The 13,067-nt window shown below is 66.3% G+C and carries 12 protein-coding genes; 7 read left to right on the top strand and 5 right to left on the bottom strand.

Annotation, left to right across the window (positions count from 1 at the left end; translation table 11 throughout):
* Positions 1-10: 10 nt before the first annotated feature.
* Positions 11-1,453 carry a pyruvate kinase gene (pyk, locus tag NGK62_RS07245; protein ID WP_054457531.1) on the bottom strand — a complete coding sequence of 481 codons (1,443 nt, stop codon included), beginning with the start codon at positions 1,451-1,453 and terminating at the stop codon, positions 11-13.
* A gap of 106 nt (positions 1,454-1,559) precedes the next feature.
* On the opposite strand from pyk, the gene NGK62_RS07250 reads away from it, so the two are divergent.
* Complete coding sequence (locus tag NGK62_RS07250; RefSeq protein WP_251877861.1) at positions 1,560-2,702, top strand: glycerate kinase; 1,143 nt, start codon at positions 1,560-1,562, stop codon at positions 2,700-2,702.
* A 54-nt stretch (positions 2,703-2,756) separates the two neighbouring features.
* Here the strand turns inward: NGK62_RS07250 and rsmA are convergent, their stop codons facing one another.
* The 3 genes from rsmA to NGK62_RS07265 are packed head-to-tail and all read right to left on the bottom strand — an operon-like array spanning position 2,757 to position 7,510.
* Positions 2,757-3,548 carry a 16S rRNA (adenine(1518)-N(6)/adenine(1519)-N(6))-dimethyltransferase RsmA gene (gene rsmA / locus NGK62_RS07255; RefSeq protein ID WP_118932411.1) on the bottom strand — a complete coding sequence of 264 codons (792 nt, stop codon included), beginning with the start codon at positions 3,546-3,548 and terminating at the stop codon, positions 2,757-2,759.
* Positions 3,549-3,566: 18 nt separating this feature from the next.
* Positions 3,567-5,153 carry a peptidylprolyl isomerase gene (locus NGK62_RS07260; protein WP_187774067.1) on the bottom strand — a complete coding sequence of 529 codons (1,587 nt, stop codon included), beginning with the start codon at positions 5,151-5,153 and terminating at the stop codon, positions 3,567-3,569.
* The gene (locus NGK62_RS07265) at positions 5,150-7,510 is read right to left on the bottom strand and encodes an LPS-assembly protein LptD (protein WP_251877863.1); all 2,361 of its coding nucleotides are present in this window, start codon (positions 7,508-7,510) and stop codon (positions 5,150-5,152) included. Before NGK62_RS07265 ends, NGK62_RS07260 begins: the two co-directional genes overlap by 4 nt.
* A gap of 169 nt (positions 7,511-7,679) precedes the next feature.
* Here NGK62_RS07265 and NGK62_RS07270 point away from each other — a divergent pair, with 169 nt between their 5' ends.
* From NGK62_RS07270 to NGK62_RS07295, 6 genes are all read left to right on the top strand, one after another.
* Positions 7,680-8,720, top strand: coding sequence for an aminoglycoside phosphotransferase family protein (locus NGK62_RS07270; protein ID WP_059371521.1), 1,041 nt, complete (start codon positions 7,680-7,682; stop codon positions 8,718-8,720).
* A complete protein-coding gene (gene murU / locus NGK62_RS07275) occupies positions 8,720-9,406 on the top strand; it encodes an N-acetylmuramate alpha-1-phosphate uridylyltransferase MurU (protein WP_251877865.1) in 687 nt (228 codons plus the stop codon). Before NGK62_RS07270 ends, murU begins: the two co-directional genes overlap by 1 nt.
* Before the next feature lie 147 nt (positions 9,407-9,553).
* Entirely contained in the window at positions 9,554-10,252 is a 699-nt protein-coding gene (locus NGK62_RS07280) for a DUF6776 family protein (protein ID WP_059371519.1), read from the top strand.
* A gap of 126 nt (positions 10,253-10,378) precedes the next feature.
* On the top strand, positions 10,379-12,004 hold the full coding sequence (locus NGK62_RS07285; protein ID WP_251877867.1) for an FAD-dependent oxidoreductase: 1,626 nt from the start codon (positions 10,379-10,381) through the stop codon (positions 12,002-12,004).
* On the top strand, positions 12,001-12,228 hold the full coding sequence (locus NGK62_RS07290; protein ID WP_059371517.1) for a hypothetical protein: 228 nt from the start codon (positions 12,001-12,003) through the stop codon (positions 12,226-12,228). Before NGK62_RS07285 ends, NGK62_RS07290 begins: the two co-directional genes overlap by 4 nt.
* A complete protein-coding gene (locus NGK62_RS07295) occupies positions 12,225-12,713 on the top strand; it encodes a MarR family winged helix-turn-helix transcriptional regulator (RefSeq protein ID WP_251877869.1) in 489 nt (162 codons plus the stop codon). Before NGK62_RS07290 ends, NGK62_RS07295 begins: the two co-directional genes overlap by 4 nt.
* Here the strand turns inward: NGK62_RS07295 and NGK62_RS07300 are convergent.
* Positions 12,710-13,030 (bottom strand): 4a-hydroxytetrahydrobiopterin dehydratase, encoded by a 321-nt coding sequence (locus NGK62_RS07300; RefSeq protein WP_059371723.1) that lies wholly within the window; start codon positions 13,028-13,030, stop codon positions 12,710-12,712. The genes NGK62_RS07295 and NGK62_RS07300 overlap by 4 nt on opposite strands.
* Between the last annotated feature and the right edge of the window lie 37 nt (positions 13,031-13,067).

Consider the following 13,067-nt stretch of genomic DNA (forward strand, 5'->3'; position numbering starts at 1 on the left):
CCCCGCCGTATCAATCCACCAGCAGGATCTTCATGCCGTTGGTGCCGCCGCTGTCGCGGTAGAAGTCGCCCTTGGTCAGGATCACCCAGTCGCCGGTCTGCACCAGGTTGCGCTTGCGCAGTTCATCGATGGCGGCGTTGCTCAAATCGGCAGGCTCGTAGTCCGACGGCGCGAACGGAATCGTGTAGACGCCGCGGAACATGGCCACGCGGTTTTGCGTGATGCTGTGCGGGCTGTAGCAGTAGATCGGCACGCCCGAGCGGATGCGCGACATGATCAGCGGCGTGTGGCCGCTTTCGGTCAGCGAGATGATGGCCTTGACGCCGGGGAAATGGTTGGCCGCGTACATGGCCGCCAGCGCGATGGTCTCGTCGCAGCGCGTGAAGGTCTCGCCCAGGCGGTGATGCGACTTGGTCGAGGTCGGGTGCTTTTCCGCGCCCAGGCAGACGCGGGCCATGGCCTGCACGGTTTCCACGGGATACTGGCCCGACGCGCTTTCCGCCGACAGCATGACGGCGTCGGTGTAGTCCAGCACCGCGTTGGCCACGTCGGACACTTCGGCGCGCGTGGGCATGGGGCTGGAGATCATCGACTCCATCATCTGCGTCGCGGTGATGACGACCTTGTTCAGGGTGCGCGCGTGCTGGATGATGCGCTTCTGGATGCCGACGAGTTCGGCATCGCCCACTTCCACGCCCAGGTCGCCGCGCGCCACCATCACGCCGTCGCTGGCGCGGATCAGCGCGTCCAGCGCTTCGTCGTCGGCCACGGCTTCGGCGCGTTCGATCTTGGCGATGATCCAGGCCTGGCTGCCGGCGGCCGCCAGCAGCGTGCGCGCCTCGTCGATATCGCTGCCATAGCGCGGAAACGACACGGCCACGTAGTCAAGTTCCATCTCGGCGGCCAGCTTGATGTCGACACGGTCCTTGTCGGTCAGGCTGGGCGCGGACAGGCCGCCGCCGCGGCGGTTGATGCCCTTGTTGTTCGACAGCGGACCGCCCACCGTCACGGTGGTGTGGACCTCGTCGCCTTCGACGCTGTCCACCACCAGCACCACGCGGCCGTCATCCAGCAGCAGCTCGTCGCCGACGCGGCAGTCCTGCACCAGTTCGGGGTAATCGATGCCCACGATGCTGGCCGTGCCCTCTTCCTTGGGATGCACGCGCGACAGCGTGAACGGCTGGCCGATCTGCAGCTGGACCAGTTTGTCCTTGAAGCGCGCGATACGGATCTTGGGGCCTTGCAGGTCGCCCATGATGGCGACGAAGCGGCCCTGCTTGGCGGCGATCTCGCGCACCATGCGGGCGCGCTCGCGATGGTCGTCCGCGCTGCCGTGCGAGAAGTTCAGGCGGGCCACGTCCAGGCCCGCGCGGATCAGCGCTTCTATGCGTTCAGGCGTCGAAGTCGAAGGTCCCAGGGTGGCGACAATTTTGGTGCGGCGCAATACGGGCATGACGATCCACTCTCGCTAAAACAACAAAAACGCTATGGTACGCCGGCCGCGCCCGCGCAGGTATCATGGGCATCACCTCAACCGAAAAACGAGCTCGACTGAACCCGTGAAAATCGTCATCGCCCCCGACTCTTTCAAAGAAAGCGTGTCCGCTCCCGATGCCGCAGCAGCGATTGCCCGCGGCGTGAAGGCCGCTGTTCCCGGCGCCCACACGGTATGCATTCCGATGGCCGACGGCGGCGAAGGCACGGTCGAAGCCGTGCTCGCTGCGACCGGCGGCAAGGAATGCCAGCTGACGGTGAACGATGCCTTGGGCTACAAGGTCGACGCCGTCTGGGGCTTGCTGGAGGACGGCACGGCGGTGATCGAGATGGCTGCGGCAGCGGGTCTGGAACTGATCGCGCCTTCCAGGCGCGATCCCATGCGCGCCAGCAGCCACGGCGTGGGCGAACTGATGCTGGCCGCCCTGAACGCGGGCGCCACGCGCATCATCCTGGGCCTGGGCGGCTCTGCCACCAACGACGCGGGCGCAGGCATGCTGACGGCCCTGGGCGTGCGCCTGCTGGACGCGGATGGCCGCAGCCTGCCGCCCGGCGGCGGCGCGCTGGGCAAGCTGGCCAGCATCGACACCCGCGGCCTCGACCCGCGCCTGACCGGGATCCGCATCGACATCGCCTCCGACGTGGACAACCCTTTGTGCGGTCCGCAGGGCGCCTCGCATGTATTCGGCCCGCAAAAGGGCGCGACGCCTGAACAGGTGCTGGTCCTGGATCAGATGCTGACGAATTTCGCCGACGTGTGCGCCAGGCACCTGGGGGCCGATCACCGCGACCACCCGGGCGCGGGCGCGGCGGGCGGTCTGGGGTTCGCGGCCAAGGCTTTCCTCAATGCGCAATTCCGGCCCGGCGTGGAGATCGTGGCGGAACTGGGCGGCCTGGCCCAGGCGATCGAGGGTGCGACCCTGGTGTTCACGGGCGAAGGCCGCATGGACGCGCAGACCCTGCGCGGCAAGACCCCTGCCGGCGTGGCAAAAATCGCGCAGCGCGCCGGCGTGCCCGTGGTGGCGCTGGCCGGCTCGCTCGGCGAAGGCTACGAAGCGCTGCACGCCTGCGGCATCAGCGCCGCCTTCAGCCTGGCGCCGGGCCCCATCACGCTGCAGCAGGCGCTCACCGACGCCGAAAAATTGCTGGCCGACCGCGCCCGCGACGTCATGCAGCTATGGATGAGCGCGCAGAAACGCATGCTGTAGGCATCCACGTAAAAAAGCCCGCTTGCGCGGGCTTTTTGATTTCGGGGTCCGACGTCACTCGGCCTGCAGCACGCCGGCCGCCACCAGCGCATCTGCCAGGCGGATATACCGGTCCACCGAAATATCCTCGGCGCGCGCCGTGGGCGCGATGTCCAGCGCTTCCCAGGGCACTTGCGGCGCCCAGTCCGCCAGCACCCGGCGCAGCATCTTGCGCCGCTGCGAGAATGCCCGCGCCACCACCGTTTCGAAGGCCCGCTCGCTGACCGGACGCAAACGATCCGCCGGCAAGGGCACCATGCGCACGATCGCCGACACCACCTTGGGCGGCGGATCGAAGGCTTCCGGCGGCACGTCGAACAGCTTGTGCATGCGGTAGCGCGACTGCAGCATCACCGACAGGCGGCTGAAGTCGCCCGAACCGGGCTGCGCGACCATCCGGTCGATCACTTCCCGCTGCAGCATGAAATGCTGGTCGCGGACGTGATCGGCCCAGGTCATCAGATGGAACAGCAGCGGGCTGGAGATGTTGTAGGGCAGGTTTCCCACCACGCGCAGCGCGGGTCCGAACTGGGAAAAATCCACCGTCAGCGCGTCGGCCTCGACCACGGTCAGGCGGCTGGCGTCGAACTGCTTGCGCAGGCGCGCCGCCAGGTCGCGGTCGATCTCGACCGCCGTCAAGTGATCCAGGCGTTCGAGCAACGGCCGGGTAAGCGCGGACAAGCCCGGGCCGATCTCGACCACGGTATCGTCGCGGGCGGGCGAAACCGCCCGGACGATGGACTCGACCACGCTCTCGTCGGTCAGGAAGTTCTGGCCAAAGCGCTTGCGCGCCTGGTGCTGGGACATGTAAAGCCTGTAATGCGTTTAGCGGTTGTTCTGCTGGATCTTCTGCTGCTTTTCCAGACGATTGTCGATGTACGCCTGGGCACGCAGCTGCTCCAGCCAATCCTCGAAAGCGGGCTGGGCACGGCGTTCGAACAGAATCTGGCGTGCCTTCATGCGGGCCATGTCGTCGGTGGCGTCGTGCTGGCGGCGCTCTTCCACTTCGATCAGGTGCCAGCCGAAAGGCGATTGCACCGGCTGGCTGATTTCACCCGGCTTCAGGGCGTTCATGGCAGCCTCGAACGGCGGCACAGTTTCGCCCGGGTTCAACCAGCCCAGCTCGCCACCTTGCGGAGCGGTCGCGTCCTGCGAATACTGCCGCGCCATGTCCTCGAACTTGGCGCCGCCGCTCACCAGGCGCTGGCGCACCTGCTCCAGGCGCTGACGCGCCATTTCGTCGCTCATGACGGTGGAGGTCTTGATCAGGATGTGGCGTGCGCGGGTCTGCATCACTTCCACCGGACCTTGATGCGCAGGCGCCTGCGCCGGCGCGGCGGCAGGTTGCGGCGCCTGGGCCGGCGCCGGGGCGCGGGCCGTGCGGGCGGGCGCCGGCTGGGCGGTGCCGCGGTCCATCACCTTGATGATGTGGAAACCGTTGCCGCTCTGGATCAGGCCGCTGACCTGGCCTTTCTGCAAGTTGCCGACGGCCTGTACGAACAGGTCGGGCCAGCCGTCCAGCGGGCGCACGCCCATGACGCCGCCTTGCAGGGCTTCCGGGCCGTCCGAGGCCGCGGCAGCCAGGCTGGCGAAGTCGTCGCCGCGCTTGGCTTGCGCCAGCAGGCCTTCGGCCTTCTTGCGCAGCGCGGCCAGTTGCTCGGGCGACGAACCTTCAGGCACGCGCACCAGGATCTGGGCCAGGGCATAGAGCATCGGGCCCGAGGGCGCGGCTGCCTGCTGCGGTTCTGGCTGCGGCTGAGCCTGCGGTTGCGGGGCCGCCTGCGGTGCCGCGCCGAATGCCGGATTGCGGCGCTGATCCTTCAGGAAGGCGTCGACTTCGGCATCCGAAATCACGATGGTGGAATCCACCGCGCGTTGGCGCAGACGATCCGTGCGGATCTCATCGCGCAGCGCCTTGCGGTAGCCGTCCCAGCTGGTGCCGGATTTTTCGATTTCCTGGCGCAACTGAGCCACGGTAATCTTATTGCGGGACGCAATGGTCTGGATCGCTTGGTCGATTTGCGCGTCATCCACGCGTATGCCCAGGCGATCCGCTTCATGGCGCTGCACGCGCTCCATGATCAGACGTTGCAACACCTGGTGTTGCAGGGTCTGGTCATCGGGCACCTGGATGCCGCGGGACTTCAATTCGCCTGAAATGCGCAAGGACGCATCGCGCAGTTCGCGCAGCGTGATCACGTCCTTGTCCACGACTGCGGCAATCCCGTCGACGAACTGCTCGCGCTGCGGCGCGGGCGCGGCGTTTTTTTGCGCAGCGGAATTCGGCTTGGCGCCATTGTTCGCGGCCTTGCCGCCCTGCTCGGCCGCATGGGCCAGGGGCAAGCCGGCGCACACGGCCAATAGCAGCGCATTGCCGGAGAGGCGGCGCAAAGAGTGCAACCTACGCATCATTCATACCTTTCAAATGTGGTCCCGGTGGGCACAGGCGGCGTAATGCGCGAGTAGCCGGGGATACTTCTGTTCAGCAGATTCATCGGGTCGGTTCCCAGGGAACCCAGACCGGTCAGCTCAAGCTGGAAGAATAGTGCCGAGTTGGCGTCCGTGGCGGAGACCGCATATCGCTGGTAGACCATGCGGCCCACCCAGCAGCAATCTCCCTTGTACTCCAGGCCGGCAATGGCCTGCGTGACACGTGGCGAATCCGTTGTGCCGGCCACCGTGCTGGACGGACCGTTGCGCAGCGAGTAGTCCACCCGCCCGACGCCGTACCAGCGCTTGGAGAACGGCCACTGCATGGCCAGGCTCACCTGGTTCTGCCCCTGCGCCTGATACTGAACGCCGGGTTGAGGATCGCGTTGGTAGCGGTACGACACGGCCACCGTCGTCAAGCGCTGCGGCGACCAGCGCGCGCTGACCAGGCCGCGCGACCAGTTGCTGTCGTAGGGGTTGTATTGCGCGGCGATCTCGGTGCTTAGCGTATCGGTCAGGGCCGCGCTCGCGCCCAGGAGGAAGTCGGAACGCACATTCTCGCGCGGTACCTCGCCAGGCAACGTGACCTTCTGGTCTGCAAAGTACAGCCGCTGCGCGATGCCCAGCGACATGCGCTCGAAACCGGTGTTGGCGTCCAGCCAGCGCGTCGTCAACGCCGCGGTTAGTTGGTTGGCGTTGGCGATGCGGTCCCAGCCGCCGGTATAGATGTTCTCTTCGAACGCCTGCGAAAAGCTGAAATCAGCCAAAGAGGTGTCGTAGACAGGCAGTTTGGACTGGTCGCGGTACGGCACGTACAGGTAGTACAGACGCGGCTCCAGGGTCTGCGTGGATGCCTTGCCGAACAGCGAGGTGTCGCGTTCGAAGACCAACCCCGAATCCAGGGACAGGATCGGCACCGATCGGGATTGCGAACGCGGCGTCCCCGGGCTCAGGTCGTACCAGTCGGTGTTGTACTGGGTGTAATTGACGCCTGCCTTGGGAACGATGAACCAGCCAGGCTTGACGATGGGGTAGGAAACCGTGGGATAGGTCTGGAAGCGGTCGCCGTTGGGGCCTTTGCGCTCACCTTCGAATAAAGACCTGCGGAAACGCACAGCTGTGGAGGTCCAGTCAACGTCAAGACCGCCCCAGTCATAACGTGCGCCCCGGAAGAAAAGCTCCGGCTCCTTGTCATAAGGAGGCAGCAGTGGCGCATCGGGATCCTGCAGCGTCTGGTACTTGTAGACTTGCGCGTATGCACTCCAGTAACCGGACGCGGACGACCAGCCCACGCGTGCGCGTTGTGGCAGATATGTCGTCGAGGCCTGATTCAAACCCAGTTGGGAAATATCGCGAAAATAGTTGTCATCCGATACCTTCGCGACATCCCAGTCCGCATAGAACCCATAAGGCAGCATCTGCTGGTGGCGCCACCAGTACATCCAACGGTCGCTGTCGGTCAGCTTGTCGTTGGGCAGGTAGGCGCCATCCATGATGCCGCTGTAGCCGTAGCCGAGATAGCGGAACTCACCCCCCAACTGCAGCCCGCGCTTGGAGAAGTAGCGCGGCTGCACGGTCATGTCATAGTTCGGCGCCAGATTCAGGTAATACGGAATCGAAAAATCGAGACCGCCCTGGCTGGTCGTGCCATACGTCGGCATCAGGAAGCCCGACTTGCGCTCCTTCTTGACCGGAAAGGTCATATAAGGCGACGCCAGGATGGGCACGTCCTTGAAATACAGCACGCCGCTGCGCGCCACGCCTTCGTTTTCGTCGAAGTCGATGTCGACGGTCTTGGCCTTGATGTACCAGGACGGCGTTTCGCAGGCGCAGCCGCTGTACGTCACGGTTTGCAGCCGCATCTGCGACCGGCTGAAGATGTCCGCATGCTCGGCGACGGCAAAGCCGCCGTTGGCGCCCATCCAGAAATTGGGCTTTTCGACCTCACCCGAGGACTTGTCGACGTTGAACTTGGCGCTCGGCCCGATCACCAGGGTGCCGTCGCGCATCATGCGCGCGCTACCCTGGACGTCGACTTCGCCGGTGTCCTTGCGGTAGTTGATGCGGTCGCCCTTGATCACGCTGTCGATGCGGCGCACCTGGGCGTTGCCGGTCAGGGTCAGATCCGAATCAGGATCGCCATCGATGGTGTCCGCCTCCATGAAGGCGGGAATGCTGTCGTCCGGCAAGCGGTGGATCCGCAAGCCCGGCGAAGTGCGCAACACGGGAGTCGCCGAGGTCGACGACGCGGCGGGAGCGCTGCCCTGGCTGCCTTGGGCCTGGACGGCTCCGGCGGCGACACTGACAGCAGAGAGGATCAACCATCGAACCTTGCGCACGAGTGAAAACAGCCCTTTTTGACGATGGTGGGAACGCGACACCGGCACCCACGAAGGGCCAATGCTAACGGAAACGAGCCGGTATTATAGAGAAGCCGCGCCATAGGCCCAGACTTATGTGCCCGGGACACAATTCTCAGCAATATTGCCTTTCTGACACGGATCTTCCTTGAAAAACGATCACGACCCCCGCCTGGAGCAGATCCGCCACTGGCTGGGCGGCCTGCCCGCCAGCCTGAACCTGGCCATCGACACGCTGCGCCCGGCGTCCGCCGACGCCAGCTTCCGCCGCTATTTCAGGCTGGACGCCGGCGTACGCACCTTGATAGTCATGGACGCCCCGCCCGCGCACGAGGATTGCCGCCCCTTCCTGCACGTGGACCGTTTGCTGGCGGATGTCGGCCTGAACGTGCCCGCCGTGCTGGAACAGGATCTGGACCAGGGCCTGCTGCTGTTGTCCGACCTGGGTGAACAGACCTATTACCAGCGCATTCAGGCCGGACTGCCGGACAGCGAACTGCAGACGTTGTATCGCGAGGCCCTGGCCGCCCTGGTCCGCCTGCAGCAGGCCTCCACTGCCGGCCTGGGCGCTTATGACACCGCCCGCCTGGCCGACGAGCTCAAGCTTTTCCCCGAGTGGTACGTGCAGAAGCATCACGGCGTGACGCTGGACGACAAGACCGCAAACGCGCTGGAAAAGATCTTTGCCTTGCTGTCCGCCAGCAACGGCGGACAGGCCCAGGTGCTGGTGCACCGCGACTACCATTCGCCCAACCTGATGGTCTGCGACCGGCCGCAGTACGGCCCCAACCCGGGCATCATCGACTTCCAGGATGCGTTGGCCGGCCCCATCACTTATGACCTGGCCTCCCTGGTGACGGATGCCCGCACGACCTGGGAAGAACCCCAGCAATTGGACTGGGCCATCCGCTACTGGGAAATGGCGCGGGCGGCCGGCCTGCCGGTGGACTCGGATTTCGCCGAATTCCACCGCGCCTACGAGTGGATGGGCCTGCAGCGCAACCTGCGCATCCTGGGCGTGTTCGCCCGGCTGCATCATCGCGACGGCAAGGCGCACTACCAGGCTCACATGCCGCGCGTCAGCGGCTACGTCCGCCAGGTGGCCCAGCGCTATGGCGTCTTCACGCCCCTGCTGCGCCTGCTGGACCAGCTGGAAAACCGCCAGGTCAGTGTCGGGTACACGTTCTGATGCGGGCCATGATCCTCGCCGCGGGACGCGGCGAACGCATGCGCCCCCTCACCGACCGCTTGCCCAAGCCCCTGCTGTCCGTGGGCGGCCAGCCGCTGATCGTCTGGCACCTGCGGCGGCTGGCGGCCGCAGGCATCCGCGACATCGTCATCAACCACGCCTGGCTCGGCCACGAAATCGAACGGGCGTTGGGCGACGGCAGCGCGCATGGCGTGCGGATCCGCTATTCGGCCGAAGCCTCCGCGCTGGAAACCGCGGGCGGCATCGTCCAGGCGCTGCCGCTGCTCGGCGACGAGCCCTTCCTGGTCGTCAACGGCGACGTCTGGTGCGACTGGGATCCCGCCGCGGCCACCGGCCTGGCGCGCGCCCTGCCCGGGAGCAGCGCCTGGCTGCTGCTGGTGGATAACCCGCCCCAGCATCCGGCCGGCGATTTCCGCCTGGCTGCCGACGGCAGCGTGCATGCCCAGGGCGAACCTCGTTTGACCTTTGCGGGTATCGGCGTCTACCATCCCTCGTTGTTCGCCGACGTCCCCCGGGGCGCGGCGGCGCCTCTGGCGCCCTTGCTCCGGCAGGCCATGGCCCGCGGCCTGGCGCGCGGCGCGCGCCACGCAGGCGAATGGACGGATGTCGGCACGCCGCAGCGGCTGGCGGACCTGGACGCCGAGCTCAACCGCCGGGTCCGCTGACACCCACATATTTCACAATATCAAGGTGCGCAACCAGGCTTGTCCGCGCACCCAACGGTCCCGGCTAACGGGGTATTCTCTAGCGCTTTGACCTGCGCGCGCAGCGTGCGGGCGAGCAAACACACAGGAAGTTTTCTAGGAATGGGGATGTTTGGAAGATCGCAACGGGCTGTATTCAAGCCCTCCGTGTACCAGCCCGGCCAACGCACGCGCCGCATGCCGCGCTGGCTGGTCCTGCTGCTGGTGGGCATCGCCCTGGGCGCCGGCGGCGTGCTCTTCCTGCAGACCAACTACGGCCCGCAACGCCTGACCGTGGAACAGTCCGAGCAGCTGCACAGCGAACTGAGCACCGCCAACCTGGAACGCCAGCGCCTGCAAAGCCAGCTCGAGGAAGCCACGCAACAACGCGACGCCAACAAGTCCGGCCATGAAAAGCTGACTTCCGACCTTGCAGAAGCCCGCAGCAAGATCGAAACGCTGAACAAGGAACTGGTGCTGTTCCAGGACGCCATGCCGGCCGATCCGCGCGGCGGCAACCTGGGCATCCGCTCGGCCACCTTCAAGCGCGCGCCCGGCCTGCTGGACTACCAGGTGCTGGTCATGCGCGAGGACCGCCAGGGCGCGCCGTTCAAGGGCACGCTGACCTTCTCCATCGACGGTACCTACCCCAACGGCCGCGCCGCCACCGTCACGCCGGAAGGCCCCGCCCTGAACGTCGACCGTTACGACTACGCGCTGGGCCAGCTGAAGCTGCCCGACGGCTTCACGGCCAAGGTCGTGGTGCTGCGCGTAATGGACGGCGCCCAGAAGCAGCAGGCGATGCGCATCTACTACGTGCGCAACTGATAGATACGCCACGCAGTCACCAAGACCCGCCCTGATCCGGCGGGTTTTTTCTTGCCCAAAAAATATAGTTGCGCACGCAACCTCTTAATAATATAGTTGCGCAAACAACCAATACCTGGAGACAACATGCCGCTCCCCGCGCACGTTCCCGTCCTGATCGCCGGCGGCGGCCCCGTCGGCCTGACGCTGGCCGCCCTGCTGGCCGAATACGGCATCGCCTCGCTGACGCTGGAGGCGGACGACGACTATTGCAGCGGCAGCCGCGCCATCTGCATCTCGCGGCGGTCGCAGGAAATCATGGGCTGGGTCGGCGCCGACCGGCCCCTGACGGCCACCGGCCTTGCCTGGACCGGCGGCCGCAGCTATTTCCGCAACAGCGAGGTCCTGCATTTCGAGATGCCGCACGATCCGCTGCAGCGCTACGCGCCCATGGTCAACATCCAGCAGTACGCCGTCGAGGAGTACGCGCATCAGGCCATGCAGCGCCATCCGGCGCTGGCCGAACTGCGCTGGTCGGCACGGCTTGCCGGCCTGCGCGCCGACGCGGACGGCGTCACGGCCGAAGTGGACATCGAAGGCGGCCGTCAGACCGTGCGCGCTGACTGGCTGATCGCCTGCGACGGCGGCCGCAGCACCGTGCGCGAGGCCATGGGCCTGAAGCTGGAAGGCATGCAGTACGAAGGACGCTACGTCATCGTCGACATCGAACAGGAGTCCAGCCGCCCCGTGGAGCGCCTGGCCTGGTTCGATCCGCCCTCCAATCCCGGCTCCACCCTGCTCATGCACCGCCAGCCCGGCAATGTGTGGCGGGTGGATTACCAGATCCGCGACGACGAAGACCCCGAAGAGGCCGTCAAGCGGGAGAACGTGCTGCCGCGCGTGCAAAGCCATCTGGACATGATCGGCGAGACCGCACCCTGGAAGCCCTTGTGGATCTCGATCTATAACGCCAAGTGCCTGACGCTGGACAGCTACCGCCACGGACGCGTGCTGTTCGCCGGCGATGCCGCCCACCTGGTGCCTATCTTCGGTGTGCGGGGCCTGAACTCGGGACTGGACGACGCCGGCAACCTGGCCTGGAAGCTGGCCTGGGTGCTGCGAGGCCAGGCCTCCGACAGCCTGCTGGACAGCTACAGCGTGGAGCGCGTCCACGCCACCCGCCAGAACCTGGCCTACGGCGCGAAGAGCACCGAGTTCATGGCCCCGCCGGACTTCGGCTTTCGCCTGATGCGCGAGGCCGCCCTGCGCCTGGCGCTGTCGGATGAGCGGGTGCGTCAGCTGATCAACCCGCGGCAGTCGGCGCCCATCTCCTACGATGCCTCGCCGCTGAACCTGAATGACGGCGCGCCGCAAGCCGGCACGGCCGCTGCGCCCGGCCAGCCTGCGCCCGAAGCGCTGCTGCACGATCACGGCGCGCAGCTGCACCTCAGCGCATGCTTTGGCGCCGGCTTCGTCGCGCTGTCGCTGGCTCCCGACGCCCGGCTGGCGGCCGAACTGGACGCCCTGGCTGCCGCCACCCGCGATGCCCCCCAGCCGCTGCGCGTGCTGAAGACGGGCGATGACGCCTTGCAGGACCCGCACGGACAGCTACGCCAGCGCTACGGCGCGCAAGCCGGCACCGTCTACCTGCTGCGGCCTGACGGCTACGTGCTGGGACGCTGGACCAACCCGTCGGCCGCCACCCTGCGCGCCGCGCTCAAGCCCTACTACCCCTCGATCGCACGCGACGCGCACAAGGAAGAGCTAGCATGAACAACGATGAACTGGACCAGATCTATACCGCCATGGCGCAGACCCTGACGCGCGTCGGCGAGGAACAGGCATCGCTCTTCCTGTCGATCCTGAGCCTGTCGCTACTGGCCCGCTTGAGCGATACGCGCGACGCCGCCACGCTTTTGGCCCAGGCGGAAGCCGCCTGCCTGGCCAACGGTCCTGTGGCACACTACTCCGCCTCCGAACCTGCCCGCCCGACGTGAACCCGCCCGCCCTCGAACGATTCCTGACCTACCGCCTGCACGTGCTCAACAAGATCACGGACAGGGACACGAATCGCGCCTATCTGGAAGCTTGCGGGATTCCTCTGGGCGAGGCCCGCTGCCTGGCGGCCATCGGCCGCTACGCGCCCTTGTCGGTCAACGACCTGGCGCGGGCGGCCAATCTGAACAAAGGCCAAGCCAGTCGCTCGGCGCAGGCCCTGGTGGACCGCGGCCTGGTGGAAAAAACCATGTCCGCCTCCGACGGGCGCGGCGTGGTGCTGGCGCCCACCCCGGACGGCCTGGCGCAATATCAGCGCGTCATCGACCTGATCGCCCGCCGCAATGAAGAAATCTTCGGCTGCCTCAGCGCCGACGAGCAGCGCCTGCTGGGCGACATGCTGGACCGCGTGAACAGCCATTTGCAGCCTGACGCGGACAGCGCGGAAGACCCGCTCCCGCCCACGCCGCCGCAAAACGCGCCCTAAGCCTTGGGCGCGGTGGCGCCCAATTGCGCTGCCGCCTCGTCCATGAACTGCGCCATGCGCACATCCAGCTCGGTCACGCCGCCGGCGTCGTGCGTGGTCAAGGTCACGTCCACGCGGTTGTAGACGTTGGTCCATTCCGGATGATGGTTCAGCTTCTCCGCGAACATGGCGACGCGCGTCATGAAGCCGAATGCCGTATTGAAATTGGGGAAGCGGAAGCGCTTTTCGATGGCGTCGCGCATCGCCACGGCCTGCCAGCCAGACAAGGCGGCCACGGCGATATCGGTGCCGATGCGGGCGGGAGGGAACATGCTCATGACGGACTCCAAAAAAACAGGCGGCGGCGCATCGCGC

Origin of the sequence: Achromobacter sp. Marseille-Q4954 (genome assembly GCF_943737025.1) — a bacterium.
Classification (GTDB): Bacteria; Pseudomonadota; Gammaproteobacteria; order Burkholderiales; family Burkholderiaceae_B; genus Achromobacter; species Achromobacter bronchisepticus_A.